This is a genomic window from Microbacterium sp. LB12, assembly GCF_037150835.1.
Classification (GTDB): Bacteria; Actinomycetota; Actinomycetes; order Actinomycetales; family Microbacteriaceae; genus Microbacterium.
The window spans coordinates 261057-287047 of record NZ_JBBCPF010000004.1 but is presented as its reverse complement, the minus strand read 5'-3'; the positions used below and the strand labels follow the sequence as shown (position 1 = coordinate 287047).

Annotated in this window: 28 protein-coding genes; 4 read left to right on the top strand and 24 right to left on the bottom strand. The window is 68.8% G+C overall.

The annotated features are described in order from the left end of the window. Positions 1-3: 3 nt before the first annotated feature. The 13 genes from pheT to infC form a co-directional block, all read right to left on the bottom strand. Complete coding sequence (gene pheT / locus WFM69_RS10070; RefSeq protein WP_337004191.1) at positions 4-2508, bottom strand: phenylalanine--tRNA ligase subunit beta; 2505 nt, start codon at positions 2506-2508, stop codon at positions 4-6. Then, a complete protein-coding gene (pheS, locus tag WFM69_RS10065; RefSeq protein WP_337004189.1) occupies positions 2508-3548 on the bottom strand; it encodes a phenylalanine--tRNA ligase subunit alpha in 1041 nt (346 codons plus the stop codon). The genes pheT and pheS overlap by 1 nt, the downstream gene beginning before the upstream one ends. A gap of 42 nt (positions 3549-3590) precedes the next feature. After that, positions 3591-4502: an amino acid ABC transporter permease gene (locus tag WFM69_RS10060; RefSeq protein WP_337004187.1), complete on the bottom strand. Its 912-nt coding sequence runs from the start codon at positions 4500-4502 to the stop codon at positions 3591-3593. Further along, entirely contained in the window at positions 4499-5146 is a 648-nt protein-coding gene (locus WFM69_RS10055) for an amino acid ABC transporter permease (RefSeq protein ID WP_337004185.1), read from the bottom strand. The genes WFM69_RS10060 and WFM69_RS10055 overlap by 4 nt, the downstream gene beginning before the upstream one ends. Before the next feature lie 78 nt (positions 5147-5224). After that, positions 5225-6139: a glutamate ABC transporter substrate-binding protein gene (locus WFM69_RS10050; RefSeq protein ID WP_337004183.1), complete on the bottom strand. Its 915-nt coding sequence runs from the start codon at positions 6137-6139 to the stop codon at positions 5225-5227. A 55-nt stretch (positions 6140-6194) separates the two neighbouring features. Continuing rightward, on the bottom strand, positions 6195-6941 hold the full coding sequence (locus WFM69_RS10045; RefSeq protein ID WP_442928442.1) for an amino acid ABC transporter ATP-binding protein: 747 nt from the start codon (positions 6939-6941) through the stop codon (positions 6195-6197). Positions 6942-7243: 302 nt separating this feature from the next. Continuing rightward, positions 7244-8206, bottom strand: a complete 963-nt coding sequence (locus WFM69_RS10040; protein ID WP_337004179.1) for a TAXI family TRAP transporter solute-binding subunit — start codon at positions 8204-8206, stop codon at positions 7244-7246. Further along, complete coding sequence (locus tag WFM69_RS10035; RefSeq protein ID WP_337004177.1) at positions 8203-9579, bottom strand: sensor histidine kinase; 1377 nt, start codon at positions 9577-9579, stop codon at positions 8203-8205. The genes WFM69_RS10040 and WFM69_RS10035 overlap by 4 nt, the downstream gene beginning before the upstream one ends. Before the next feature lie 3 nt (positions 9580-9582). Then, entirely contained in the window at positions 9583-10254 is a 672-nt protein-coding gene (locus WFM69_RS10030; RefSeq protein WP_337004175.1) for a response regulator transcription factor, read from the bottom strand. A gap of 33 nt (positions 10255-10287) precedes the next feature. Beyond that, positions 10288-11100, bottom strand: coding sequence for a TrmH family RNA methyltransferase (locus WFM69_RS10025; RefSeq protein ID WP_337004174.1), 813 nt, complete (start codon positions 11098-11100; stop codon positions 10288-10290). Between the two features lie 84 nt (positions 11101-11184). Then, positions 11185-11571 (bottom strand): 50S ribosomal protein L20, encoded by a 387-nt coding sequence (rplT, locus tag WFM69_RS10020; RefSeq protein ID WP_337004172.1) that lies wholly within the window; start codon positions 11569-11571, stop codon positions 11185-11187. Between the two features lie 35 nt (positions 11572-11606). Then, positions 11607-11801, bottom strand: a complete 195-nt coding sequence (gene rpmI / locus WFM69_RS10015; RefSeq protein WP_017828564.1) for a 50S ribosomal protein L35 — start codon at positions 11799-11801, stop codon at positions 11607-11609. Positions 11802-11873: 72 nt separating this feature from the next. Then, positions 11874-12527 carry a translation initiation factor IF-3 gene (infC, locus tag WFM69_RS10010; protein WP_337004237.1) on the bottom strand — a complete coding sequence of 218 codons (654 nt, stop codon included), beginning with the start codon at positions 12525-12527 and terminating at the stop codon, positions 11874-11876. A 230-nt stretch (positions 12528-12757) separates the two neighbouring features. Here infC and WFM69_RS10005 point away from each other — a divergent pair, with 230 nt between their 5' ends. After that, the gene (locus WFM69_RS10005) at positions 12758-13156 is read left to right on the top strand and encodes a DUF1844 domain-containing protein (protein ID WP_056513077.1); all 399 of its coding nucleotides are present in this window, start codon (positions 12758-12760) and stop codon (positions 13154-13156) included. 23 nt (positions 13157-13179) lie between these two features. On the opposite strand, the gene WFM69_RS10000 is transcribed toward WFM69_RS10005, so the two are convergent. The 6 genes from WFM69_RS10000 to WFM69_RS09975 form a co-directional block, all read right to left on the bottom strand. Beyond that, a complete protein-coding gene (locus WFM69_RS10000; RefSeq protein ID WP_337004169.1) occupies positions 13180-13977 on the bottom strand; it encodes an SseB family protein in 798 nt (265 codons plus the stop codon). Then, positions 13961-14707, bottom strand: a complete 747-nt coding sequence (gene priA, locus WFM69_RS09995) for a bifunctional 1-(5-phosphoribosyl)-5-((5-phosphoribosylamino)methylideneamino)imidazole-4-carboxamide isomerase/phosphoribosylanthranilate isomerase PriA (protein ID WP_337004167.1) — start codon at positions 14705-14707, stop codon at positions 13961-13963. The genes WFM69_RS10000 and priA overlap by 17 nt, the downstream gene beginning before the upstream one ends. Positions 14708-14810: 103 nt before the next feature. After that, the gene (hisH, locus tag WFM69_RS09990) at positions 14811-15446 is read right to left on the bottom strand and encodes an imidazole glycerol phosphate synthase subunit HisH (protein ID WP_337004164.1); all 636 of its coding nucleotides are present in this window, start codon (positions 15444-15446) and stop codon (positions 14811-14813) included. Next, positions 15443-16060: an imidazoleglycerol-phosphate dehydratase HisB gene (hisB, locus tag WFM69_RS09985; RefSeq protein ID WP_337004162.1), complete on the bottom strand. Its 618-nt coding sequence runs from the start codon at positions 16058-16060 to the stop codon at positions 15443-15445. The genes hisH and hisB overlap by 4 nt, the downstream gene beginning before the upstream one ends. Then, complete coding sequence (locus tag WFM69_RS09980; protein ID WP_337004159.1) at positions 16057-17142, bottom strand: histidinol-phosphate transaminase; 1086 nt, start codon at positions 17140-17142, stop codon at positions 16057-16059. The genes hisB and WFM69_RS09980 overlap by 4 nt, the downstream gene beginning before the upstream one ends. 63 nt (positions 17143-17205) lie before the next feature. Continuing rightward, the gene (locus WFM69_RS09975; RefSeq protein WP_337004157.1) at positions 17206-17574 is read right to left on the bottom strand and encodes a LysM peptidoglycan-binding domain-containing protein; all 369 of its coding nucleotides are present in this window, start codon (positions 17572-17574) and stop codon (positions 17206-17208) included. Between the two features lie 291 nt (positions 17575-17865). Here WFM69_RS09975 and lexA point away from each other — a divergent pair, with 291 nt between their 5' ends. After that, positions 17866-18552: a transcriptional repressor LexA gene (lexA, locus tag WFM69_RS09970; RefSeq protein WP_337004155.1), complete on the top strand. Its 687-nt coding sequence runs from the start codon at positions 17866-17868 to the stop codon at positions 18550-18552. A 15-nt stretch (positions 18553-18567) separates the two neighbouring features. On the opposite strand, the gene WFM69_RS09965 is transcribed toward lexA, so the two are convergent. After that, positions 18568-18972: a hypothetical protein gene (locus WFM69_RS09965; protein ID WP_337004153.1), complete on the bottom strand. Its 405-nt coding sequence runs from the start codon at positions 18970-18972 to the stop codon at positions 18568-18570. 57 nt (positions 18973-19029) lie between these two features. Between WFM69_RS09965 and WFM69_RS09960 the strand changes: the two genes are divergently transcribed. Next, the gene (locus tag WFM69_RS09960; protein WP_337004151.1) at positions 19030-20898 is read left to right on the top strand and encodes a S9 family peptidase; all 1869 of its coding nucleotides are present in this window, start codon (positions 19030-19032) and stop codon (positions 20896-20898) included. Positions 20899-20908: 10 nt separating this feature from the next. Here WFM69_RS09960 and smpB read toward each other — a convergent pair whose 3' ends face one another. The 3 genes from smpB to ftsE all read right to left on the bottom strand — a co-directional run bounded on the left by smpB (position 20909) and on the right by ftsE (position 23478). After that, on the bottom strand, positions 20909-21385 hold the full coding sequence (gene smpB, locus WFM69_RS09955; protein ID WP_337004148.1) for an SsrA-binding protein SmpB: 477 nt from the start codon (positions 21383-21385) through the stop codon (positions 20909-20911). A gap of 63 nt (positions 21386-21448) precedes the next feature. Further along, the gene (ftsX, locus tag WFM69_RS09950) at positions 21449-22363 is read right to left on the bottom strand and encodes a permease-like cell division protein FtsX (protein WP_337004146.1); all 915 of its coding nucleotides are present in this window, start codon (positions 22361-22363) and stop codon (positions 21449-21451) included. Continuing rightward, entirely contained in the window at positions 22360-23478 is a 1119-nt protein-coding gene (gene ftsE, locus WFM69_RS09945; RefSeq protein WP_337004144.1) for a cell division ATP-binding protein FtsE, read from the bottom strand. Before ftsE ends, ftsX begins: the two co-directional genes overlap by 4 nt. 182 nt (positions 23479-23660) lie before the next feature. Between ftsE and WFM69_RS09940 the strand changes: the two genes are divergently transcribed. Beyond that, positions 23661-24815, top strand: coding sequence for a DUF2510 domain-containing protein (locus WFM69_RS09940; RefSeq protein ID WP_337004142.1), 1155 nt, complete (start codon positions 23661-23663; stop codon positions 24813-24815). A 54-nt stretch (positions 24816-24869) separates the two neighbouring features. Here WFM69_RS09940 and prfB read toward each other — a convergent pair whose 3' ends face one another. After that, positions 24870-25979, bottom strand: a complete 1110-nt coding sequence (prfB, locus tag WFM69_RS09935) for a peptide chain release factor 2 (protein ID WP_337004139.1) — start codon at positions 25977-25979, stop codon at positions 24870-24872. Positions 25980-25991: the final 12 nt, after the last annotated feature.

The following is a 25991-nucleotide window of genomic DNA, read 5'->3' as shown; positions in this document are numbered from 1 at the left end:
CATTCAATCGCGCAGGGCCGCGCCGAAGCGCTGAGCGGCGACCTCGACACCGGCGAGCTTGGCCTCGGTGGCCTCGGCCGCCGTGAGCGTGCGGTCCTCGGCACGGAAACGCAGCGCGAAGGTCAGGCTCTTCGACCCTTCCGGCACGCCCTCACCGCGGTAATCGTCCACGAGGCGCACGGATTCGAGCAGCGCTCCCGCTCCTTCGGCGAGGGCCGCGCGCACTTCGGCCGCCGGGACCTCCGCCGGCAGGGTGAGCGAGACATCCTGCGTGGCCGCGGGGAACGTCGACAGCGATGCCGCCACGACCCGTCCACTCGCAAGCGTCAGGAGGCGGTCGAGGTCGAGTTCGAGCACCGTGGCCCGCCCGGGGATGTCCGCGTCCTCGGCGACCACCGGGTGCAGTTCGCCGACGTAGCCGACCTCTTCCCCGTCCACCACGAGTGATCCGGTGCGTCCGGGGTGGAGCGCCGCACGCTCCGCCTGCATCACGTCGATGTCGACGCCGGCGGCGGCCGCGATCACCCGCACGGCATCCAGTGCCTCGGCCAGGCCCGCGTCCTCGGCGGGGCGACCAGGCTGACGCGGTGATGTGTGCCCGGTCAGCAGCGCGGCGATGTGCCGGCGCTGCGGCGGGATCGAGGCATCGAGTGCCGCGAGCGTCTCGTCGGACGGACGCACGCCCAGCGGCGGCACCTCATCCGTGCCGTACTCCACCCCCGGCTCCGGGAGGAAGACCGCCCCGGTCTCGAAGATCGCGAGGTCGGTGAGTCCGCGCGAGATGTTGCGGTGCGCGGTCTGCAGCAGACCGGGGATCAGCGAACGACGCAGGAACGGCGCCTGTCCGTCGAGCGGGTTCGCCAGACGGATGCTCGGCAGCTTCTCGCCCGAGGCGGAGCCGTGCAGGTCGTTCTGCGCCTCGGTCGTGAACGGGAACGCGGGGGTCTCGACGAAACCTGCCGCAGCGAGCGCATCCGCCACCCGGCGGCGGCCCTGCTGGTGCGCCGTGAGCCCGCGGCCGGACGGCGGCGTGGGAAGCACCGAGGGGATGCGGTCGAGCCCGTGGATGCGGGCGACCTCCTCCGCGAGCGTCCACTTGTCGGTGAGGTCGGGGCGCCAGGTCGGCGGGATCACCGTCCACCCCGATTCGGCCTCCGACACCTCGGCACCGATCGTCGTCAGCGCGCCGGTGATCTCCTCGTCCGTGTAGTCGACGCCGATGAGTCCCTGCACGAAGCCGTCGGGGAGGGCGATCTCCTCGACGAACACCTCCGCGAACAGGGCGCCGCCCTCTTCCGTCAGCGTGCCGCCGGCGAGCTCGACCATGAGGTCGGCGACGCGACGTGCGGCCACAAACGGGATGAGCGGGTCGACGCCACGCTCGAAGCGCTTCGAGGCCTCACTGGGCAGCTTGTGGCGTCGCGCCGAACGGGCGATGGTCGTCGGGTCGAAGATCGCCGCCTCGATGAGCACGTTGCGCGTGGTGTCGCTCATCTCGGTCGTGCCGCCACCCATGACGCCCGCGAGACCGATCGGACCCGACTCGTCGGTGATGAGCAGGTCCTCGACGTGGAGCGCACGCTCCACCCCGTCGAGCGTGGTCATCTTCTCGCCGGGCGTCGCGCGGCGCACCGTGATGCCGCCGCTGAGCTTGTCGAGGTCGTAGCCGTGCAGCGGCTGACCCAGCTCGAGCATGACGTAGTTGGTGATGTCGATCAGTACGCCCAGTGAGCGCATGCCCGCGAGGCTGAGCCGCGCGACCATCCAGGGCGGTGTCGGGCGCGACGGGTCCACGTCGCGCACGACGCGGGTCACGAACTCGCTCGCACCCACGCGGCCGCGCACCGGAGCGATGTCGTCGACCACGGTGGTGTGCCCGGTACCCGGCTGCAGCTCGGCGAAGTCGCGCTCGGCGGGGTCGCGGAAGGCGGCGCCGGTGGCGTGCGCATACTCACGGGCGACACCGCGCAGCGAGAAGGCGTAGCCGCGGTCGGGCGTCACGTTGATCTCGACCGCGACGTCGTCGAGGCCCAGCAGCGCGATCGCATCGGCCCCGACGGGCGCGTCGATGCCGAGGTCGCTGAGCACGACGATGCCGTTGTGCTCATCCCCCAGCCCGAGCTCACGCGCCGAGGCGATCATGCCGTCCGACACGTGCCCGTAGGTCTTGCGCGCGGCGATCGGGAAGGGCCCGGGCAGCACGGCGCCGGGCAGGGTGACGACCACCTTGTCGCCCACGGTGAAGTTGTGCGCACCGCAGACGATCCCGCGGATGCCGCCGTGGGCCTCGCCCACGTCGACCTGGCACCAGTTGATGGTCTTGCCGTTGGACTGCGGCTCGGGCTCGAGCGACACGACCTGGCCGACGACGACCGGACCTGTGATCTCGAACCGGTGCACGTCCTCCTCTTCGAAGCCGACCGTCACCAGCGCATCGAGGACATCCTCGGGCGTGGCATCCGCTGCCAGCTCGACGTACTCACGCAGCCACGAAAGCGGGACGCGCATCACACCACCATCCCGTACTGCTCGCTGAAACGGACATCACCCTCGGCCATATCGCGCATGTCCTGCACATCGCTGCGGAACATCAGGCCCCGCTCGATGCCCATGCCGAACGCGAAGCCGCTGTACTCCTCCGGGTCGATCCCGGCCGCGCGCAGCACGTTCGGGTTGACCATGCCGCAGCCGCCCCACTCGATCCAGCGCGCACCGCCCTTGAAGGTCGGGTGCCACAGGTCAAGCTCGGCGGACGGCTCGGTGAAGGGGAAGTAGTTCGTGCGGAAGCGCGTCTTGGCCTCGGGGCCGAACAGCTGCTTCGCGAAGTGGTCGAGCGTGCCCTTGAGGTGCGCCATCGTGATGCCCTTGTCGATCACGAGGCCCTCGAACTGGGTGAACACCGGCAGATGCGTGGCGTCGAACTCGTCGGTGCGGTACACCCGGCCGGGGCACAGCACGTAGATCGGCACCTCACGGTCGAGCATCGAGCGCACCTGCACGGGGCTCGTGTGCGTGCGCATCACGAGGTGACGCGACGTCGGGTCGACATAGAAGGTGTCCTGCTCCTGGCGGGCGGGGTGGTCGACGTCGAAGTTCAGCGCGTCGAAGTTGAACCACTCGTGCTCGAGCTCCGGTCCCTCCGCGATCTCCCACCCCATGCCGACGAAGATGTCGCAGACCTGGTCCTGCAGGAGCGTGAGCGGGTGGCGGGCGCCGACGCGGGTGCGCGAGGGCACCGCGGTGATGTCGACGCGCTCGGCCTCGAGTCGAGCGGCGACCTCGGCGGCTGCGAGCTCGGTCTCCTTGGCGGCGAGCGCCTGCGTGACCTGCCCGCGGCCCTGGCCGACGAGCTTGCCGAACGCGGCCTTGTTCTCGGGTGCGACCTGGCGCATCGAGGCGTTCAGAACCGCGAGCGGCGATCCTTCCGCGACGTGTGCGGCACGGGCCGCTCTCAGTTCGGCGGTGTCGGCGGCTGCGGCGATCGCCGCGAGGGCGTCGGCGACGGCTGCTTCGACCGCTTCCGGGGTGATTTCAGGAGACTCTGACACGAGAATCGAGTCTACCGGGGGCGCGTGGGTCGCTTTCGCGGATCAGCGCGCCCCTCCGCCGCCCGTGCCGCCGTCGTTCTGCAGCACGATCAGCGACGTGTTGGTCTCGCCGCCGTGCTGTCGCGGATCCGGCACGGCCGGTCCGGCCTTCGGCGAGCGCTTGGCCCGCCGCTGCAGACGATAGGCGATGTAGGAGAGCAGGAGGCAGACGGCCACGTACATCGATCCGCCGACGATCGCGGCGGGGATCAGCGGCGAACCGTAGGGCGCCTGGTTGCCGATCTGGTTGATCACGTAGAGGAGCTCCTGGTACGTGATGATGAACCCGAGCGCGGTGTCCTTGAGAGCCACCACCAGCTGCGCGATGATCACGGGCATCATGGCACGCACGGCCTGCGGGATGAGGATGAAGTACATCACTCCGGTCTTGCGCAGTCCGATCGCGTATCCGGCCTCCTGCTGCCCTCGGGGCAGCGACTCGATCCCGGCGCGGAGCACCTCGGCGAGCACGGAACCGTTGTAGACGATCAGCGCGATCACGACGGCCCAGTACGGCGGCATCTTCACGCCGATCACCGGCAGACCGTAGTAGAGCAGCATCATGAGGATCAGCACGGGCACCGCGCGCAGCACCTCGATGATCCACCGGACGGGTTCGCGCACCCAGGCATGCTCCGAGAGACGGCCGATGCCGAGCACGAAGCCGAGGATGAGGGAGCCGACGCCGGCGGCGCCGAAGGCGGCCAGGGTGCTCAGGAGTCCATCGCCGAACCGCACCCAGACGGCCGAGTAGGTGAAGATGTTCCACTTCTCCGCCGAGAACTGACCGGTCGCGAACAGCCGCCAGACGACCCAGCCGAGAACGGCGAGGACCACGACGATCGTGAGGACGCCGATGAGGCGGTTGCGGACGACGGCGCGGGGGCCGGGGACGTCGAAAAGAACGGAACTCATCGCGCGATCCTCCACTTGTTCTCGAGTACTCGCTGCACCCAGGCGAGCAGCAGCACCAGCACGACGAAGACGACCATCACCCACAGCAGCACGACGAGCGCGTTCTCACCGCGCTCGCTCAGCGCCGCCCGGATCGTGCCCAGGTTGACCACCGAGAACCCCGCGGCCACCGTGGTGTTCTTCATGAGGGCGATCAGCACGCTCATCATCGGCGGGACCACCGACCGGGTGGCCTGCGGCAGCACGACGTAGCGCATGACCTGTCCGAAGTTCAGTCCGATCGCCCGTGCCGCCTCGGCCTGCCCGACCGGGACCGTGTTGATACCGGCCCGCAGCGCTTCGGCGACATAGGTCGCGGTGTAGATGCCGAGCGCGAGGACCGCGAGCAGCAGCGGGCTCACGCGCTCCCCGAGGAGGATCGGCAGGCAGAACGCGAAGAAGAACATGACCAGCGTCAGCGGTGTGTTGCGGATCCAGTTCACGTAGACGCCGCCGACGGCTCGGGCGATCGGGACCGGCGACACGCGTGCGGCGCCGACGATCAGTCCGAGCACCAGCGCGATGAGACCGCCGCCCAGGAACAGGAAGATCGTGCCCCACAGTGCCTGCCCCCAGAGATCGAGGTGGTCGAAGATGACTCCCACTGCTGCTCCTGTCGGTTCGTGTGTATGGACCCCGCTGATGAGGGGGGGCGGTCGAGGCGCTCGACCGCCCCCGATGGATCAGCCGATCGGGTCGACCTCGGGCTGCGTCGCCTTGACCCCGGACGCGCCGAGGTTGTTGTCGAAGATCTGCTGCCAGATCTTCCCGCCGTCGGTCAGCTGCGTGTTGAAGTACTCGGCCAGCGCGTCGTCGCCCTTGGCGAGGCCGATGCCGTAGCGCTCCTCGCTGAACGGCTCTCCGACGACCTTCAGGTTGTCGGGGTCCTGCGCGGCGTAGCCGATCAGGATCGCCTCATCGGTCGTGACCGCGTCGACCTGACCGTTCTTGAGGTCCTCCACGCACTTCGAGTAGGTGTCGTACTCCTTGGTGGGGACCTCGGGGTAGTTCTCCTTGATGTTCTGGATCGGCGTGGAGCCGGTCGCCGAGCACACCGTCGTCGAGGCGCTCAGGTCGTCGACGCTCTTGATGTCGCTGTCGGCGGCGACGAGGAGGCCCTGACCGGTCACGAAGTACGGACCGGCGAAGGAGATCTGCTCCTTGCGCTTGTCGGTGATCGAGTAGGTGCCGACGTAGTAGTCGATGTCGCCGTTCACGATGGCCTGCTCGCGGTTCGCGGAGGCGATCGCCTGGAACTCGATCTTCTCGGGGTCGACGCCGAGGGACGCCGCCATCCAGCGGGCGATGTCGACGTCGAACCCGGTGCGCTCGCCCGTCACCGGGTCGAGGTATCCCAGGCCGGGCTGGTCCTCCTTGACGCCGACCTTGACCGTGCCCGAGGACTTGATCCGGTCGAACGTGGGGCTGCCGTCGATGCTGACATCGGTCAGGACCGTCCACGGCGTGCTGCTGGAGGTGTCCTCCTCGCCGCCGGGGGTGCTGCCGGTGCTGCTCGGGGTGCCGCTGTTGCAGGCGGTCAGCGCCAGCAGCGCGGCCGCCGCGATTCCGATGCCTGCCAGTGTCCGTGTGCGTCGCATGTGCGTCTCCTTCGTGTGCTGTGTGTGCAGGGTCTGGGGGTCGGGTCTGTGGGCCTCAGTGCGTGAGGAGCTTGGAGAGGAAGTCCTTCGCCCGGTCGCTCTTCGGGTGCGTGAAGAACTCCTCGGGGGTCGCCTCCTCCACGATGCGGCCGTCGGCCATGAAGACCACCCGGTGGGCGGCCTTCCGCGCGAAGCCCATCTCGTGGGTGACGACGATCATGGTCATGCCGTCCTGAGCGAGCTCGACCATCACGTCGAGGACCTCGTTGATCATCTCGGGGTCGAGGGCACTGGTCGGCTCGTCGAAGAGCATCACCTTGGGCTGCATGGCGAGCGCGCGGGCGATCGCGACGCGCTGCTGCTGTCCGCCGGAGAGCTGTGCCGGCAGCTTCGACGCCTGCTGGGCGACGCCCACCCGCTCGAGCAGCACCATCGCCTCCTTCTCGGCATCCGCCTTCTTGAGGCCGCGCACCCGGATCGGCCCGAGCGTCACGTTCTCGAGGATCGTGAGGTGGGCGAACAGGTTGAACGACTGGAAGACCATTCCGACGTCGGCGCGCAGGTGCGCCAAGCCCTTGCCCTCGGCCGGCAGCTCCTTGCCGTCGATGCGGATGCTGCCGCTGGTGATCGTCTCGAGCCGGTTGATCGTGCGGCACAGCGTCGACTTGCCCGAGCCGGAGGGGCCGATCACGACGACGACCTCCCCCGTGTTCACGGTCAGATCGATGTCGGTGAGCGCCTGGAAGTCGCCGTAGTGCTTCTGAACGTTCTCGACCACGACGAGGGGTGTTTCAGAGGTCATCATTTCTCCAAGCTAGCCACGTCGTACCCCGTGATCCAGGGACCTCGGTGAGATTTACATGTTCGTAATCACCTGATCACAGCACCAATGCGTCTTCGCATCGGTGCCCCACGGCCCGCCCCCGCGGGCCGTGGGATCGTCCTGCTGCTGCACTCCCCAACGACAGCGGAGCGGCAGGCCTCCGATCGTGCGCGATCGACCTCACCCTGACAGAGCCGAACAGTCGCTGTCAGACTTCTTGAGGGTTTCTTGAGCAGTCGTGAGGAGACACTCGAGAGCCGATCGCACGTCGGCGGACGCGGTCAGCCGCGCTGATCCCGGTAATAGTCGATCGCCCCCGGATGCAGCGGGACCGGGCCCGTGAAGATCGCCGAGCGGCGGTCCAGGAGCGCCGCCGCCGGGACCTCCGCGGCGATCCGCAGGCGGGCGTCGAAGAGACCAGCCAGCACATCGCGCGCCACGCCGTCCGGCGTCGACGCCGCCGTGACGAGGTAGTTCGGCACCGCCATCGTCGGCGCCGAATCCGCGATCCCGTAGGTGCCGGCGGGCACATCGGCAGGACGGTAGGCGTGCGAGTACCGGTCGTTCACCGCATTGACCCACTCCTGCGGGATCGGGAGCAGCCGCACCGACGAGTTCTGCGCGAGCTCGGAGACGCCGGGAGTGGGCAGCCCTCCGACCCAGAAGAAGCCCTCGATCTCCCCACGCTCCATGGCTGCGATCGAGGCGTTCAGGTCGAGCTCCGGATTCCGCACGGACGCGGTGTCGACCCCGGCGGCATCCAGGATGCGCGACGCGATCACATTCACACCGGAGTTCTCGGCGCCGAGGGAGACCGTCTTCCCGGCGAGGTCCGAGACGGCGTCGATGTCGGAGTCGCCGCGCACCACGACCTGCACGTACTCGTCGTACAGGCGGGCGAGGGCGCGTACCTCCAGGGGTTCCGCGAACGCTCCCGTCCCGGACACGGCATCGGCCGCCGCATCGCCCTGCGCGAAGCCGATCAGCGCCTCCCCCGAACTCACCCGCAACAGGTTGTCGACGGATCCCGCCGTCTCTTCCGCGGTCATCGTGACATCCAGCGCGCCGGACAACTCGGCAGCGAGCCGGGTGCCGTAGGCGTAGTAGACGCCGGTCGAGCCTCCCGCCGCGATCGTGTACTCCTGATCGGTCCAATCGGCGGAACGCGGGCTGCACGCCGTGACAGCGCACAGCAGCACGCACGCGACGACCACGGCGACCACACGCCGCACGACGGCCATCATCGCGGAGTCCTGTCGTGCAGGACCAGCTCGACGGCCAGACCGCCGCCATCCGCCGCGGCGACCGTGAGCTCGCCGCCGACCGTCGCGAGCAGATCGCTCGCGATCGCGAGGCCGAGTCCAGACCCCGGCACGTCCCCGGTGTCGGCATTCCGCCAGAACCGGTCCGTGGCCGCCGCCGCCTGCTCCGCGGTCAGCCCCGGCCCATGGTCACGCACCGTGATGCGGGACGAGTCCCCCTCGCGGTGCGCGCCGATCTCGATCCGCGCCCCCTCCGGTGAGAACTTCACGGCGTTGTCGATGACCGCATCCAACGCGCTCTCGACGACCGTGCGATCCGTGACGCTCATCACCGACCCCTCGCCTCTCGACTCCAGAGCCACGCGCCGCTGCGCAGCGACGTCCCGCCAGGCATCCAGACGGCGGGCGGCGAGCGTCGCGAGATCGACCGCGGAGATCAGCGAGTCGCCACGGCCACCGCGAGCGAGGCCGAGCAGGGTCTCCAGGATGCGCGTCATCCGGCGCCCCTCCTCGCGCGTCTCCTCGACGTCATCGCGCCACTCGGGTCCGAGGCCCGTCGCCAGATGCTCCACCCGCAGGAGCAGTGCGTTGAGCGGGTTGCGGAGCTCATGCGAGGCGTTCAGCGCGAACTCCTGCTGACGTGTCATCACACGCTCGATCTCGTCCGCCATGCCGTTGAAAACCGACGTCATGCGTCGCAGCTCCGGTGGCCCGGAGTCCTCCTCGACGCGGGCATCCATCTCACCCCGCTCGATCGCCTCCATCGCCTCGTCGAGACGACGTACGGGAGAGAGCACCCACCCGGCCAGACGATAGACGAGCAGGATCCCGAGCCCGATCAGCGCCACGGCGATCGCGGACAGGAGCAGGATCTGCTGCAGGATCGCGGTGCGCGGCGCCTCGACATCCGGCGCGACCAGTACTGCGCCGATGACATCGCCGTCGTCGAACACGGGTTCGGCGAGACCCGCATCGGCGACGGTCCACGGGAAGACGGTCGACGGCTGTTCGGCGCGACGGCCGGAGAGCGCCAGCCGCACCCGTTCCCCGTCCTCATCAGGAAGGACGACCGCTCCGTGGTCTCCTGCGGCCCAGACGCTGCCGGTCAAGTCGAAGACCGTGACCTCGATGCCGTAGACCTCCTGGAACCGTCTGACCTCGGCATCGATCACCGCGGGGCTGCCGGAGCGCAGCGCTTGACGAGCACTCGTCACGAAATAGCCGAGATCCCCGATCTGCTGCGTGTAGAACGCCTGCTGCACGCTCCGCGCCGCGCTCCACCCCGCCGCGCCGACCAGCGACACCAGGATCGCGACGAGCGGCACCAGGAACACCACAACGAGACGGCGACGCACGGCTCAGGACCCCGCGAGCCGATAGCCGACGCCGCGCACCGTCTCGATGAGGCGACGGTCCCCCGTCTTCTTGCGGATGGCGCCGACATGCACCTCCAGCGAATGCCCGAACCCGCGCCAATCCGTGTTCCACACCTCGCGGATCAGCCGCTCCTTCGGCACCGCCACCCCGGGGTATCGGGCCAGCACGGCCACGATGTCGAACTCCTTGCGGGTGAGCTCGATCGGCGCACCGTCGACCAGCACCTGCCGCAGCACGAGATCGATGCGCAGCTGACCGCCGTGCAGCAGAACCTGGGCGTCGGACTCCGGCACGATCGGACGCGAGCGACGCGTCACCGCCTCGATCCGCGCGAGCAGTTCGTGCACGTCGTACGGCTTCACCACGAAGTCGTCCGCACCGGCGCGGAGCCCCTTGATCCGCTCAGCCACCTGGTTGCGCGCGGTCACGATCACGATCGGGACCTCGGACCGCCCCCGGATACGACGGCACAGGTCGATGCCGTCCACATCGGGCAGCCCCAGATCGAGCAGCACCACCTCGGTTTCGGCGCCGAGCAGGTCGAGCGCTGCCGCACCGTCCGCCGCGCGCACCGTCGCATACCCCGACCGCGCGAGGAACGCCTCGAGCGCGGCCGCGACCCGCTCGTCGTCCTCGACGATCAGGATCCTCATCGACTCCGCTTCCGCATCCCTGGTCGCGCGGCGTCAGCCGAGCGACGCCGCGCGCTGCGCGAACGCGCTCTCATAGAGGCACACACTGGCGGCGGTCGCCAGATTCAACGACTCCGCGCGGCCGAAGATGGGCAGGCGCAGCACCCGATCGGCCAGGGCGAGAGCGTCGTCTTCCAGACCACGCGCCTCGTTGCCGAAGAGCCACCCGGTCGGCTCCGCCAGGACGCCTTCTGCTCGCGCCTGCAGCAGATCGTCGCCCTTCACGTCGGCCGCGAGGATGCGCAGGCCCGCCGCGTGCGCACGCGACACGACATCATCGAGATCGCCGGCGATCGAGACGGGAAGGTGGAACAGCGACCCTGTCGTCGCGCGCACGACCTTCGGGTTGTACGGATCGACCGTGCGCCCCGTGAGCACCACCGCGTCCGCACCCGCGGCATCCGCCGCCCGGATGATCGTGCCCAGGTTCCCGGGGTCGCGCACCTCCTGGCAGATGGCGACGAGCCGCGGCGATGCGTCGAAGATGTCGCGCACCGACGTCGGCGTCTGGCGGACCACCGCGACCAGCCCCTGCGGGGTCACTGTGTCGGCCATCGCGTTCAGCACGTACTCGGTCACGTACTCGACGTCGATGTTCGACTCTGCGGCCTTCGCACGGATGTCGGGGTGCCGCTCCCACCCATTGGGCGTCGCGAACAGCTCGACGATCGCCTCCGGCCGGTACGTCAGCGCCTCGCGCACGGACTGCGGTCCCTCGAGGAGGAAGAGCCCTGTCTCCGTTCGCGCACTGCGCTTTGTCAGCTTCGCGACGGCACGGACTCGGGGCGAACGGGGGTTCTCCAGCACGAACACAGTCTATGGTCACGGCGGGTGCCGAGAACACGAAACGGGCGCCTTCCCGAAGGAAGACGCCCGTCTGCAGCGTGATGCTTACGCAGCCGACTTCGGCGCGTTGACGTCGGAGGGCAGAGCCTTCTTCGCCGTCTCGACCAGCGTCGTGAACGTCGCCGCGTCGTTGATCGCGAGGTCGGCGAGCATGCGACGGTCGACCGTGACACCCGCGAGGCCGAGGCCCTGGATGAAGCGGTTGTAGGTCATGCCGTTCTGGCGAGCCGCAGCGTTGATGCGCTGGATCCAGAGGCGACGGAAGTCACCCTTGCGCTTGCGACGGTCCCGGTACGAGTAGACCAGCGAGTGGATGACCTGCTCTTTGGCCTTGCGGTACAGGCGCGAACGCTGACCGCGGTAACCCTTTGCGCGCTCGAGGATGACCCGACGCTTCTTGTGGGCGTTTACTGCCCGCTTGACTCTTGCCATTTTCCTGTGTTCCTATTCGTGCGTTCGGGCGCGCGTCAGCGGCCGAGAAGCTTCTTCGCGACCTTGGTGTCAGCCTTCGACAGCACCTGGTCCTGGTTCAGACGACGGGTGCGACGGCTCGACTTGTGCTCGAGGTTGTGGCGCATCCCGGCCTGCTGCTTCTTCAGCTTTCCGCTGCCGGTGATCTTGAAGCGCTTCTTAGCACCCGAGTGGGTCTTCTGCTTCGGCATCTTCTCTTCCTTCGTATGGCGCCTTCTCAGGCGACGGTGTCAACCCGCGGTGCGGGAGTTCTGGGGGCGGTTCTACTCCGCCGAGGCCGCCGGAGCCGGAGCTTCCGACTCGCCCTTGGCGTCGCGTGCAGCCTGCTTGTTCGCGGCGCGCTGGGCGTCGCGTGCGGCGTTCTGCTCCTGCTTCGCCTCGGACTTGCTCTTGAGCGGAGCGACCACCATGACCATATTGCGTCCGTCGATGGTCGGGTTCGACTCGACCGTGCCGAACTCCGCCACGTCCTCGGCGAACTTGCGCAGCAGACGGACACCCTGCTCGGGACGCGACTGCTCGCGACCACGGAACAGGATCATGGCCTTGACCTTGTCGCCCGCCTTGAGGAAGCCCTCGGCGCGCTTGAGCTTGGTCGTGTAGTCGTGCGCCTCGATCTTCAGACGGAAACGGACCTCTTTGAGGATCGTGTTCGCCTGGTTGCGACGAGCTTCCTTTTCCTTCTGGGCGGCCTCGTACTTGAACTTGCCGTAGTCCATGATCTTGACCACAGGCGGCTTCGAGTTCGGGGCGACCTCGACGAGGTCGAGATCGGCTTCCTGCGCGAGGCGCAGCGCGGCCTCGATGCGGACAACGCCGATCTGCTCACCCGCGGGACCGACGAGGCGGACCTCGGGGACGCGGATGCGCTCATTGGTACGGGGATCGCTGATGCGGAGCTCCTTAGACGATGTGATTCGGCCACCGCGACGCTGTCTGCGTCACGGGCGAAATCGGAATCGTCCCACCCACCGGCATTCAGACGCCGGCTCCGCACCCTTCCTGCCGAGTCTGCTCTGTGAGCGGAGCCGGTGGAGTGCAAGACCCGGTAGCCTTGAACGGCAAGCGCGGGTGGGAAGTGAATCCTCTTTCGATCCAGAGCATGACGCTCTGGAGCCCGGCAAAGTCTAACAGAAGGCAAGGCGAAGTGACGAACCAGGCATCGGACGAGGCTGCACGCGAGCGCGAAGAGCGCTGGGCACGTCAGGAGGAAGCCGCATCGTCGGCCACCCGTGACATCGCCGATGTTCCCGCGGTCGAGGTGATCACGACAGCAGCCGTGCACCTCATGAGCGCCGCGGCCGTCAAGCTCGGACTCGCCGACGACCCCGACGCCGCCGCCCAGCTCGACCTCGACGAGGCCCGCAAGCTCATCAACGCCCTCGCCGGTCTCATCACGGCGGGCGCCCCCGAGATCAGCGACATGCACGCCCGCTCGCTCCGTGACGGCCTGCGCTCCCTGCAGCTCGCTTTCCGCGAAGCATCGACCATCCCCGACCCGATCGGCAAGGGACCCGGCGAGAAGTGGACCGGTCCGGTCAACTAGTACTCGTGGGGCGGGGCCCGGCGCTAGATGCTGCGGCGGAGCTTGACCGTGAGCGAGTCGGCCAGCACGGCGATGCGGTCGTCGGATGCCCAGCGCTGCGCGAGGCGCGCGAGCACGGCGTCGAGCACCTCGCGCTCCAGCCCGTCGACGAGCTCCAGGATCACGATCAGTTCCGGTCCGCGCAGGCGCGCATCCGGATCGCCCGGCGCCACCGCCACGTCGATCACGGCGAGCTCGTGAGCCACGCTCTCCTGCAGTGCCGTGAAGACCTCGGCGGACAGGTAGCTCGGCTCCCAGGCCTGCTCCTGTGCGACGGCCCACACCGCCGGACGACGGAGGACGAACTCGGTCTCCGACGTGGGATCGAGCACGATCAGGTCGGTGTCTTCTGCGGACGCCGCCAGCGCCGCACGGATCGCCTCGACCGGGATGGGGCGTGCGGTCGGATCCCACGCCTGCATCGCCCCGACCGACGAGAACACCGGCTGCACCCGACGACCGTCCGGGGCCGCGACCGTCACGATCGACAGCTCCTGCGTCTTGTCCACGGCGAGGCCGTTCGGCGCGATCCCCTCTTCGCCCTTCTCGGCGATGAGCGGGATCAGCACCCGTGCGGAGCGGAAAGCATCCACGACCTCGGCCTGGCTGCCCTCTCCCGCACGGAAGCGCAGCAGCGCGGCGAGCAGGGCCGGATCGGCGGAGCCGTCGTCCGCGGCGTGCGGATTCGACTCGAAGCTGCGCCCCTCCCAGGGGACACCCGCGGAGTCGCCGCGGTTGTGCGACTCGGGTCCACAGGCGTGGGGGTCAGTCTCCTGCGACATCCAGCGCCTCAGCCAGCGTGAATGCACCCGCGTAGAGCGCCTTGCCGACGATCGCGCCCTCGACGCCCAGCGGCACCAGTTCGCGAAGCGCGGCGATGTCGTCCAGGCTCGAGATTCCCCCCGATGCGACGACGGGCTTCGGCGTACGCGACGTGACCTCCCGCAGCAATTCGATGTTCGGGCCGCGCAGCGTGCCGTCCTTTGTGACATCGGTGACGACGTAGCGGCTGCAGCCGGCATCCTCCAGGCGGTCGAGGACCTCCCAAAGATCGCCACCCTCCTTGGTCCAGCCACGCGCAGCGAGCGTCGTGCCCCGCACGTCCAGGCCCACCGCGATCGCCTCGCCGTAGCGGCCGATCACATCCGCCGCCCACTCGGGGTTCTCCAGGGCCGCGGTGCCGAGGTTGATGCGGGTCGCACCGCTCTCGAGCGCCGCCTCCAGGGTCGCGTCATCGCGGATGCCGCCGGAGAGCTCGATGTTGACGCCCTTGAACTGCTTGATGACCTTGCGCAGGATCGGCGCGTTGCTGCCGCGGCCGAATGCGGCGTCCAGGTCGACGAGGTGGATCCACTTCGCGCCCTGCGCGACCCACTCGCCCGCGGCGTCCAGCGGGTCGCCGTAGCTCGTCTCGGTGCCCGCCTCACCCTGCGTCAGACGGACCGCCTTGCCGCCGGCGACATCGACCGCGGGAAGGAGCGTGAGCGAAGGGGACTGCGCGAAGTCGTTCATGGGTTCCTTGGATCGGGAAGTCTTCGGCCCGGAGCGGGCACGAGAACCGAGGGTAGTCCGCCGGACGGCGGGGGACAAAACGAAGGACGCCTCTCGGCGCGGGTCACAGACTCCCGACCCAGTTGCGCAGCAGCTGGATGCCGGCCTCCCCGGACTTCTCCGGGTGGAACTGCGTCGCCGAGAGCGGTCCGTTCTCGACCGCGGCGAGGAACGGCTCACCATAGGTGGCCCACGTCAGTACCGGCTCCGGGAACGGCGGGATGACGTCGAGCTCCCAGGACTGCGCGGCGTAGGAGTGGACGAAATAGAACCGCTCCTGCTCGATACCGCGGAACAGCACGCTGTTCGCACCGGATTCCACAGTGTTCCACCCCATGTGCGGGAGAACCGGAGCGTTCAGCTCCGTGACCGCGCCCGGCCACTCGCCCAGCCCCTCGGTGTCGTGTCCACGCTCGACGCCGTGCTCGAAAAGCACCTGCATGCCCACGCAGATCCCCAGCACCGGCCGACCGCCGGCCAGACGCCGGTCGATGATCTCGTCGCCTCCGTGCGCGTGCAGTGCATCGCGCACGGACTGGAAAGCGCCGACCCCGGGCACCAGGAGCCCATCGGCTTCCAGCGCTTCGCTCCGGTCGCGGGTCAGGATCGCATCGGCTCCGGCGGCCACGAGCGCCTTGACCGCCGAGTGGACGTTGCCCGACTCGTAGTCGAAGACCGCGACGCGAGGAGTTCCGGTCACAGCGCGCCCTTGGTGGACGGGATGCCGTCGACCAGCGGGTCGAGCGCCTTGGCCTGACGGAACGCGCGGGCGAACGCCTTGTACTCGGCCTCGGCGATGTGGTGCGGATCACGGCCGCCGAGGACCCGCACGTGCACGGTCAGCGCCGCATTGAACGTGATGGCCTCGAACGAGTGACGCACCAGCGAACCGGTGAAGTGCCCGCCGATGAGGTGGTGCTCGAAGCCCGCCGGCTCCCCGGTGTGCACGAGGTACGGGCGCCCCGAGATGTCGACGACGGCCTGTGCGAGCGCCTCGTCGAGCGGTACCAGTGCGTCGCCGTAGCGCGAGATGCCCGACTTGTCGCCCAGTGCCTCGAGGATCGCCTGCCCCAGCACGATCGAGACGTCTTCGACGGTGTGGTGCGCATCGATGTTCGTGTCACCCGAGGCGCGGACCGTCAGATCGGTCAGCGAGTGCTTGGCGAAAGCAGTGAGCATGTGGTCGAAGAACGGCACCGAGGTGTCGATGCGGCTCGCACCGGTGCCGTCGAGGTTGAGCTCGAGTTCGACGGTGGACTCCAACGTGCTGCGGACGCGGCTCGCGGTGCGCGGGGTCGGTACGGGGGTGCTCATGATGCCGATCCTATCGAGGCCAGGGCGTCCAGGAATGCGGTGGTCTCGGCCTCGGTACCCGCGCTCACGCGCAAGTGCCCGGGGATGCCCACATCGCGCACGAGCACCCCGCGGTCGTAGAGCTTCTGCCAGGTCGCACGGGGGTCGGCGACGCCGCCGAACAGGACGAAGTTCGACCACGACTCGTGCGGCGTGTAGCCGAGCGCTTCAAGGGTCGCGGTGATGCGATCGCGCTGCTCGACGATCTCCTCCACCATGCCCAGCATCACGTCGGCGTTGCGCAGTGCCGCGACGGCGGCCGCCTGGGTGAGCGCACTCAGGTGATAGGGCAGGCGCACGAGGCGCAGGGCATCGATGAAGGCAGGATCTGCGGCGAGATAGCCGACGCGCGCCCCGGCGAAGGCGAAGGCCTTGCTCATGGTGCGCGAGACGGCGAGACGCGGGCGCCCCTCGAGCAGCGTCAGCGCGGACGGCGCGTCGTGAGGCGCGAACTCCTGATAGGCCTCATCGACGATGACGACGCCCCGGGACGCCTCATAGACCGCTTCGACGACATCGAGCCCGAGCGGTGTTCCCGTCGGGTTGTTCGGCGAGCACAGGATGATCACGTCGGGGTCGGCGTCGCGCACCTGCTCCGCTGCCTCGTCGGCGGTGATCGTGTAGTCGGGCTGTCGGGTCCCAGCAACCCAGCGCGCACCGGTCCCCTGTGCGATCAGCGGATACATCGAGTAGGTCGGCGCGAACCCGAACGCCGTGCGCCCTGGACCACCGAATGCCTGGAGGATGTGCTGCAGCACCTCGTTGGAACCGTTGCCCGCCCAGATCTGATCGGCGGAGAGGCCGTGCCCGAGGTACCCGGCGAACGCCTCCCGGAGTGCGGTGAACTCACGATCCGGGTAGCGGTTGACATCTCGGATCGCCACCGCGATGTCGTCGAGGATGTCGCTCGCCACGGCATCCGGGACCGGATGCGTGTTCTCGTTCACGTTGAGCGCGATCGGAAGCGGCGCCTGCGGAGCGCCATAGGGCGTCAATCCGCGAAGATCGTCACGTAGCGGAAGATCGTTGAGGGAGAGGGTCACCCTTCCCATGCTAGGCCGCGACCACCTGACCGCTGCACACGTTGCGGCGCGCGACGCCGATGATCAGTTCGTGTACTGAGCCGGAATCGCGAGCCGCTGCCCGATCTGGAGCTCGCCGCCGCGCAGCAGGTTCATGCGGCTGATCTCGCCGATGACGTCGCGCGGGTCCGCATCGGGTGCCACCGAGGTCGCGATCGACCACAGCGTGTCACCCGGCATGACCGTGACGGTCTCGACACTCACGGCCGCGGTGTCTGCTCCGGAGGCGATTGCGCTGCCACCGCTGATCGCGGCGAAGGCGATCCCGATGGCGAGCGGCACGGAGGCGAGGGCGAGCAGCACAGCACGGCCGCGCGCCGTCAACCGCAGTCGCGTCGCCGGACGTGCCGGTGCCGGGATGACTGCCGCGGTGCTGAAGCTGATGCTGCTCATGTGGTGCTCCTTAGCCTGTCCCGGAGCCGTGAAGCCACCGGGGAAGTTGGCGTAGCGTTCGCATCCGCGACTCGGCCGGGAGCCGTTGATGCGAAGCTACTTACCGAAGATATCTTCGAGTTCGAACATCTGTCAAGTATTCTTCGAAACCACACCCGGAAATCAGCCCGACACGCTCGAACAGATCTTCCAGATCGGCCCGAATCTCGGATACGGTTTCGATAAGGACACCCCACCACGGGCCACCGACATTCGAAGAGCGACGTCGGGATCACGCACTGAAGGAGCACCATGAGCGAGAACTCTGCCCCCGAGTCGGAGGCTCCGCGGACGCGCCGTCGCAAGAGCCTGAGTGCGAAGCAGATGGCGATCCTCGAGGTCATCCAGAACTCGATCGCGAACCATGGTTACCCGCCGAGCATGCGCGAGATCGGCGATGCAGTCGGCCTCAAGTCGCTCTCCAGCGTGACCCACCAGCTCGGCCAGCTCGAGCTCAGCGGGTACCTGCGGCGCGACCCTGGCAAGACCAGGGCGATGGAAGTGCTCATCGACCTGCCCGGCAGCAGCACCGAGAACCCCGCCGACGTCGCGACCCCCGTCGGCGACGCCGCACTCGTTCCGCTGGTCGGGCGCATCGCCGCCGGCGTGCCGATCACGGCTGATCAGCAGGTCGAGGAGATCTTCCCGCTCCCCCGCCAACTGGTCGGCAAGGGCGATCTGTTCATGCTCAAGGTCAGCGGTGAGTCGATGATCGACGCCGCGATCTGCGACGGCGACTGGGTCGTCGTGCGATCGCAGAACAGTGCCGAGAACGGCGAGATCGTGGCCGCGATGCTCGATGGCGAGGCGACGGTCAAGGTCCTGCGTCGCCGCGACGGCCACACCTGGCTGCTCCCCCGCAACTCCGCGTTCGAGCCCATCCTCGGCGACGAGGCCGTGATCCTCGGCAAGATCGTCGCGGTGCTGCGCGCGGTCTGAGCCGCCGCGGCGACGCTATGCCGTCGCGCCGTCTGTCGGGTGAGCGTTCAGCCGACGGATGGCGACGACCTGGCTCACCGCGAACAGCGCGACCTCGCACGCGACGGCCAGCACGGCGATCACGACGAGTGCGCTCGATGCCGTGAACGACGCCGCGGCGATGAGCACGCTCGCGAGGATGTTGACGCACAGCACGAGCCGGAGCGCTGACCGCAATCGTGTGCGGGCCACCATCCAGAGCACGAGCGCCGACCAGCCGACGACGACGAGCCCCACCACGGTCAGCAGTAGTGCAGGGAGCGCGATCACCGTCGCGAGCTGAGGCGCGACGACCGCGACGAACGCGCCGAGGATCAGACAGTAGACAGCGTCGAGGCGGAGGCTCCAGCTGCCGATCGCGCGGCCTGTCATGCGGCTCATGACCCCAGTCTTCCATCGCGTGCGATGCCGCGTGTGATCCGCCCATAGGCTCGATGCATGTCGTCGTCTCCGTACGGTTCCTGGTCCTCGTCCTTCTCCCCCGCGTCCGTCGCGGCATCCTCACCGCGCATCGACGGCGCACGGTTCGTCGGCACGGAGATCTGGTGGGGCGAGTCGGTGCCCTCCCAGAAGGGGCGGGTGACGGTGCGGAGCTCTTCCGGGGCCGAGATCCTGCCCGCGCCGTGGAGCGCCCGCTCGCGCGTGCACGAGTACGGCGGAGGCGCCTGGACCGCGGACCACGCGGGCACACTGTACTTCGTGGACGCGGGCGACCAGCGGGTGCACCGGATGGTGCGGGGCGCGGAGCCCGTGCCTCTCACAGCATCCGGCCCTGCGCATGGGGGCCTGCGGGTGCAGGGCGGTCGTCTGCTGGCCGTGCGGGAGGATCTCGCCACGACGCCGCACACGCGCGCGATCATCGAGATCCCTCTCGACGGGTCCGCAGCGGACGATCCCTCCGCGATCCGGGTGATCGCGCGGGGCGAGGGCTTCTACGCGCATCCGGCCCTGTCTCCGGACGGGACCCGCGCGGCGTGGGTCGCCTGGAATCGCGGCCGGATGCCCTGGGAGGAGGCGCACCTGCAGGTGGGCGCACTCGACGGCGGGCAGCCGCAGACGGTCCGCTCCCGCGCGGCACTGCAACCGGAATGGATCAGCGATTCCGACCTGGTCTTCGCCGACGACCCGGACGACCGCTGGGGGCTGTACCGCGTGACGCTCGACGGCGTCGCACCCGTCGCCGCACCGCGGCCGATCGCGCCCGCCGACGCCGACACCGGCTACGGGCTCTGGGTGCTCGGCAACCGTTGGTTCCGTCCACTCGACGACGGCCGGATCGTCGCGGTGCGCACGAATGGCCGCGACGCCGTCGTGATCATCGACCCCGACGGCACCGTGCGCCCGATCGACGTCCCCGCCGACGGCCACGTGAGCGTGGATGACGTGGACGGGAGCCGCGTGCTCCTCTCCGGCAACGGCTCACGCGTGGATCCGGGGCTGTGGTGCGTCGATGTCGACTCCGGAGACGTGGTCGCGGTGCGCGGCGGCGCGGAGGTCGATCCGCACTGGATGCCGCCCGCTGTCTCGATCGAGGTAGAGGGGCCGCACGGCGCCGTACACGCCTTCGCCTATCCCCCGGCACATCCGGAGGCCACCGCACCCGACGGCGAGCTCCCGCCCTACGTCGTGCTCGTGCACGGCGGACCCACAGCGCATGTCACCGGGGCCTCCTCCGCGTCGATCGCGTTCTACACGAGCCGCGGCATCGGCGTGCTCGACGTCAACTACGGCGGATCCACCGGCTACGGACGCGCGTATCGCGAGCGGCTCGACGGGCAGTGGGGCGTCGTGGACGTCGACGACGTGATCGCTGCGGCGACGGGGCTGGCGGACGCCGGACTCGCCGACCCCGCCCGCATCGCGATCCGCGGCGGCTCGGCGGGCGGGTGGACCGTGCTCTCGGCACTCGTGCGCGGCGGCGCGTTCGCGGTCGGCATCAGCCGCTACGGCGTCGCCGATCTGCGGATGCTCGTCGCGGAGACGCACGACTTCGAAGCCTCGTACATCGACGGGCTGGTCGGGCCGCTGCCGGAGTACGAGCAGCTGTACATCGAACGCTCGCCGCTCACCCACACCGACCGCATCGACGTCCCCGTACTGCTGCAGCAGGGTGGCGAGGACCGCGTGGTGCCGCCGTCCCAATCCGAGGCCATCCGTGACGCTCTCGCGGCTCGCGGAGTCGACCACGAGTACGTGCTGTATCCCGCCGAAGGACACGGCTTCCGCAGCGCCGAGACGATCGTCGACGCACTGGACCGCGAACTGCGGTTCCTCGGCCGGGTGTTCGGATTCGAACCGCGGCTGTGACCGTCCGGCGCTACTCGCCCATGCGGTTGCGCAGGCGCATGGCGCGGTCCGCCTCGCGGGTGTCCTGACGCTCACGCAAGGTCTGGCGCTTGTCGTACTCGCGCTTGCCCTTCGCGAGGGCGATCTCGACCTTCGCGCGCCCGTCGGAGAAGTACAGCTTGAGCGGGATCAGGGTGTATCCCCCCGCCGAGACGGCGTGCGCGATCTTCGCGATCTCTTCGCGATGCAGCAGCAGCTTGCGGATGCGCTTCGCCGAGTGATTCGTCCAATGCCCCTGCGAGTACTCCGGGATGTGCACGGAGTCGAGGAAGACCTCGTTGCCCTTGACGAACGCGTAGCCGTCGCTGAGGTTGGCGCGCCCCTGGCGCAGTGACTTGACCTCGGTGCCGGTGAGCACCATCCCCGCCTCGTACGACTTCTCGATCGTGTAGTCGTGACGTGCGCGACGATTGGTCGCGACGACCTTCTCTCCGCGTTCCCTGGGCATGATGCTCTCCTGTTGCCGTGATGAGCCCGATCGATCGATCCGACCGAGCAGCCTTTCAGGCTATCAGGTACGGAGCCAGCGCCGGATCGCGAATCCGGCCGACAGCGCGGCGAGCACGACGCCGATCCCGATCAGAACCGGTACAACGAGCACGGCATCCTGCATGGTCACCCACGTGGTGATGAAAGGGACGCGCCCGCGGAGGTAGCCGTTCACGCCGAAGTGCATGCCGGCGACGACTGCGGCGCTCGCCAGCGCCGAGCCGAGGAAGGCCGCGAACACGCCTTCCAGGACGAACGGAGTCTGGATGAAGCGGTTCGAGGCGCCGACCAGCCGCATGATGCCGATCTCCTTGCGTCGTGCGTACGCCGACAATCGGATCGTCGTGGCGATCAGCAGGGTCGCGGCGATCAGCATGAGCACGGCGATGCCGACGGCGATGTACGTGGCGACCGTGAGCGCCGAGAACAGCGGTTCGAGGTACTGGAGCTGGTCCTTCACCTGCTCCACGCCCGCCTGACCGCTGAATGCTTCGGCGAGTACCTGCGACTGCCCGGGATCCTTCATCGTGACGAAGAACACCTCGAAAGCCTGGTCCGGGGTGAGCACGCTCGCCTGTTCGGCGCCGAGCTGATCGACGAGCTTGGCGTAGGTCTCTTCCTTGGTGTCGAACGTCATCGAGCTGATGAGAGGCTTGAGCGCGTCTCCTTCGAGCTGCGCGCGGACGGCGTCGACCTGCTCTTCGCTCGCCGCGCCGTCGATGCAGGTCTCGGACTCGGACACCGCGGAGCACATGTACACGGCGACCTGCGCCCGTTCGGCCCAGTATCCGCGCATCACTCCGATCTGGCCCTGCATCAGGATCGCCGCTCCCACGAAGGTCAGCGAGACGAATGTGACGAGCACGACGGAGATCACCATCGAGATGTTGCGTCGGAGCCCACCCAGGGCCTCCGTGAGGATCAGACCGATTCTCATGAGGTCGGGCCCACTTCCTCGTCGTCCTCGTCGGACAGACCGAGACGATCCGCGACGCCCAGCTCGGCGACGTCCACGGTCGGCAGCGTGATCGGATGCGTCCGGAGTCGGACGACCCCCGGAGGCTCGACGACTGCGGGCTCGACGACCGCGGGAGGTTCCACGACCGCCGGCTCCACCGGCGGCTCGACGAGAGCCGGCTCAGCGGTGACGGGGGGCTCGACCGTGCGCGGAGCCGGAGGGACCACGGCTTCCTCCTCCGCGCCGGCCACGGAGCCTGCAGCCTTGCGCTGCGAGCTGAGCTCCTCGGCGAGGGCAGCACGCACCACGGAGAGATCGGCGGTCTGGCGCTGCACCTCCTGCACGGCGGTGAGCGCCGCAGCCGCAGCCGCACCGCGCACCTCCTCCGGCGCCAGGCGCGGGATGTTCGAGGTGTCGCCGTAGCCACCGTGCACCTCGTCGCGGACCATCTCGCCTTCGCGCAGCTCGATGACGCGACGCTGCATCTGATCGACGAAGCCCGCCTCGTGCGTGGCCATGAGGACCGTGGTACCGCCCGCGTTGATGCGGGCGAGCAGCTGCATGATGTCGACCGAGGTCGCGGGGTCGAGGTTTCCGGTGGGCTCATCGGCGAGCAGCACCTGCGGTCGGTTCACGAGCGCACGCGCGATCGCGACGCGCTGCTGCTCACCACCGGAGAGCTCGTGCGGCATGCGCTTCTGCTTGCCGTCGAGGCCGACGAGGGCAAGCACCTCGGGCACAGCCTGCTGGATGAAGCCGCGGGAGGAGCCCGTCACCTGCAGCGTGAACGCCACGTTCTGGTAGACGGTCTTCGACGGCAGCAGTCGGAAGTCCTGGAACACCGAGCCGATGTGGCGCCGGAAGTACGGCACTTTGCGGTTGGCGAGCGTGCGCAGATCGCGACCGAGCACGGCGATCCGACCAGCGGTCGGGACGTCTTCGCGCAGGATCAGGCGCAGACAGGAGGACTTGCCGGAGCCGGAGGCGCCGACGAGGAAGACGAACTCCCCGCGCTGCACCTCGAAGTCGACACCGGAGAGGGCGGGCTTCGACGTCCCGCGGTAGCGTTTCGTGACGTTCTCGAACCGAATCATGGCGATTCGAGCCTAAGCGCGGGTTCCGTCGTGGACGCGAGCGACACCCCGAGCGGCGCGTCCGCCTCGCGAACGGGTCACATCGCCCCGTGCTGACACCGTTTCCGCGGCCGCACCCACTGCTATACATGGAGATGCTGGTCGCACCGAGGGGTGCGGCCGAACGTGTGCGAGGGAGACCCATGACGACGCCCGCCGGTTGGTACGACGACGGATCCGGCCGACAGCGCTGGTGGGACGGCCAGCAGTGGACGGAGCACGTGGTCACCGCCCCGCACTCCGACGCTGAGACGGCCTCGGCATCGGCATCGCCCATCGAGGCGGACATCGAGCAGGCGAGCGAACCGGTCGTCGAGCAGAGCACGATCCCGGCTGTCGAACCGACCTCGCCCGTGCCGTCCGCACCCGACACCGATACCGCGACACCGGCAGCCATCCCCGCTGCCGAGCCCGCCCCCTTCGCACCGCCGTACATGCTGGCGTCGACGACCTCGGCGGACCAGTCGAGCCCCTCGGGCTCCGCCTACCCGACCGCGCCCGGGTATCCCGCCGCGCCCGGTTATCCCGCCGCTCAGGGTTACCCGCCGGCGCAGGGCACCCCGTGGCCCGCGCAGGCGGTGCCCCCCGCACCGGCCGCCTTCCCCGTCGTCGGCGTCATCGGCCTTGTGGCGGTCGTCATCGGTGTCGTGTGCGCGTGCATCCCCGCGATCGCCATCGTGGGATGGGGCATCTTCGCCCTGGGAATCGTGCTGTCGATCGTCTCCCTGTTCCTGCGCGGTCGGAAGTGGCCGGGCATCACCGGCCTGGGCGTCGGCGCCGTCGGTGCCGTTCTGGCGATCGCCGTGTCCCTGCTGGTGGGCATCGCATCGTCCGCCGAGGACGGCGGCGTGCCGTTCGCGGTTCCGACGGAGCGTCCGACCACGGAGGGCCCCGCCGCCCCGACCGATCCCGCCGACATCGAGGGGGCGGAGATGACCGCCTTCGCCGACCTCCGCGTGGGCGATTGCCTCCCGTTCGTCGACTACACCGACGTCGACGCGGTCTATGAGCTTCCCGTGGTGCCATGCGACGAGCCGCACAGCGACGAGGTCTACTTCATCTTCGACCTGGACGGCACCGACTTCCCGGGAGACACCGCCGTCAACGAGGCGGCCTGGGACGGCTGCCTCGCGGAGTTCGAGTCGTTCGTCGGCGTCTCCTACGACCAGTCCGAACTCGACTTCTACTACTACCAGCCGACGAAGTCCACCTGGATCCGCTCGGGCGACCGCACCGTGCAGTGCATCGTGTTCAGCTACGACGACATCACCGGCACCCTCCGCGACGCGGGGTACTGATTCCTGAAGAGACGAGAAAGGCCCCGGATCGCTCCGGGGCCTTTCTTCGTGGTCTCAGTCCTCGATCTTGCGCTTGCGCCAGCGGATGCCCGCCGAGATGAAGTCGTCGAGGTCGCCGTCGAACACCGCGGCGGGGTTGCCGGACTCCTGACCGGTGCGCAGGTCCTTCACCAGCTGCTGACCGTAGAGGAAGTACGAGCGCATCTGGTCGCCCCAGCTCGCGGTGATGTTGCCCGCGAGCTCCTTCTTCTTCGCCGCTTCCTGCTCCTTCTGCAGCAGCAGGAGGCGGGTCTGCAGCACGCGCATCGCGGCCGCACGGTTCTGGATCTGCGACTTCTCGTTCTGCATCGACACGACGATGCCGGTCGGAAGGTGCGTCAGGCGCACGGCGGAGTCGGTCGTGTTGACCGACTGTCCGCCGGGGCCCGAGGAGCGGAACACATCGACGCGGATGTCGCTCTCGGGGATGTCGACCTCGGTCGCCTCCTCCATGAGGGGGATCACCTCGACGGCCGCGAACGACGTCTGACGCTTGTCGGCCGAGCCGAACGGGCTGATGCGCGCGAGACGGTGCGTGCCTGCCTCGACCGAGATGGTGCCGAACGCGTACGGGGCGTCGATCTCGAACGTCGCGGACTTGATGCCCGCGCCCTCCGCATACGACGTGTCCATCACCTTGACGGGGTACTTGTGCCGCTCCGCCCAGCGCAAGTACATGCGCATGAGCATCTCGGCGAAGTCCGTCGCGTCGTCGCCGCCCGCGCCGGAGCGGATCGTGACGATGGCGCTGCGCTCGTCGTACTCGCCGTCGAGCAGCGTCTGCACCTCGAGCTGGTTGATCACCTCGGTCAGCGCGGTGAGCTCGGCGCGGGCCTCCTGCGCGGAGTCCTCATCGCCCATCTCGTTCGCGAGGTCGACGAGCACCTCGAGGTCGTCGAGGCGCTGCGCGATGCCGGTGATGCGGGCGAGCTCGGACTGGCGGTGGCTCAGTGCGCTGGTCACCTTCTGGGCGCGCTCGGTGTCGTCCCAGAGGTCGGGAGCACCGGCCTCCTCGCTGAGACGCGCGATGTCGTCGCGGAGACGGGAGACATCGACGACCTCGCTGATGTCACCGAAGGTGTGCCTGAGCGCCTGGATTTCGGCGGAGAGATCTAGATCGAGCATGACACCCCAGCC

Excerpts from the sequence above, each read along its gene's own strand:
- pheT (WP_337004191.1), bottom strand. The coding sequence starts at position 2,508 with ATGCGCGTCCCGCTTTCGTGGCTGCGTGAGTACGTCGAGCTGGCAGCG.
- WFM69_RS10060 (WP_337004187.1), bottom strand. The coding sequence starts at position 4,502 with ATGAGTTCCGTTCTTTTCGACGTCCCCGGCCCCCGCGCCGTCGTCCGC.
- WFM69_RS10050 (WP_337004183.1), bottom strand. The coding sequence starts at position 6,139 with ATGCGACGCACACGGACACTGGCAGGCATCGGAATCGCGGCGGCCGCG.
- WFM69_RS10045 (WP_442928442.1), bottom strand. The coding sequence starts at position 6,941 with ATGACCTCTGAAACACCCCTCGTCGTGGTCGAGAACGTTCAGAAGCAC.
- WFM69_RS10040 (WP_337004179.1), bottom strand. The coding sequence starts at position 8,206 with ATGATGGCCGTCGTGCGGCGTGTGGTCGCCGTGGTCGTCGCGTGCGTG.
- WFM69_RS10030 (WP_337004175.1), bottom strand. The coding sequence starts at position 10,254 with ATGAGGATCCTGATCGTCGAGGACGACGAGCGGGTCGCGGCCGCGCTC.
- rplT (WP_337004172.1), bottom strand. The coding sequence starts at position 11,571 with ATGGCAAGAGTCAAGCGGGCAGTAAACGCCCACAAGAAGCGTCGGGTC.
- rpmI (WP_017828564.1), bottom strand. The coding sequence starts at position 11,801 with ATGCCGAAGCAGAAGACCCACTCGGGTGCTAAGAAGCGCTTCAAGATC.
- WFM69_RS10000 (WP_337004169.1), bottom strand. The coding sequence starts at position 13,977 with ATGTCGCAGGAGACTGACCCCCACGCCTGTGGACCCGAGTCGCACAAC.
- priA (WP_337004167.1), bottom strand. The coding sequence starts at position 14,707 with ATGAACGACTTCGCGCAGTCCCCTTCGCTCACGCTCCTTCCCGCGGTC.
- hisB (WP_337004162.1), bottom strand. The coding sequence starts at position 16,060 with ATGAGCACCCCCGTACCGACCCCGCGCACCGCGAGCCGCGTCCGCAGC.
- WFM69_RS09975 (WP_337004157.1), bottom strand. The coding sequence starts at position 17,574 with ATGAGCAGCATCAGCTTCAGCACCGCGGCAGTCATCCCGGCACCGGCA.
- lexA (WP_337004155.1), top strand. The coding sequence starts at position 17,866 with ATGAGCGAGAACTCTGCCCCCGAGTCGGAGGCTCCGCGGACGCGCCGT.
- WFM69_RS09965 (WP_337004153.1), bottom strand. The coding sequence starts at position 18,972 with ATGAGCCGCATGACAGGCCGCGCGATCGGCAGCTGGAGCCTCCGCCTC.
- WFM69_RS09960 (WP_337004151.1), top strand. The coding sequence starts at position 19,030 with ATGTCGTCGTCTCCGTACGGTTCCTGGTCCTCGTCCTTCTCCCCCGCG.
- smpB (WP_337004148.1), bottom strand. The coding sequence starts at position 21,385 with ATGCCCAGGGAACGCGGAGAGAAGGTCGTCGCGACCAATCGTCGCGCA.
- ftsX (WP_337004146.1), bottom strand. The coding sequence starts at position 22,363 with ATGAGAATCGGTCTGATCCTCACGGAGGCCCTGGGTGGGCTCCGACGC.
- ftsE (WP_337004144.1), bottom strand. The coding sequence starts at position 23,478 with ATGATTCGGTTCGAGAACGTCACGAAACGCTACCGCGGGACGTCGAAG.
- WFM69_RS09940 (WP_337004142.1), top strand. The coding sequence starts at position 23,661 with ATGACGACGCCCGCCGGTTGGTACGACGACGGATCCGGCCGACAGCGC.
- prfB (WP_337004139.1), bottom strand. The coding sequence starts at position 25,979 with ATGCTCGATCTAGATCTCTCCGCCGAAATCCAGGCGCTCAGGCACACC.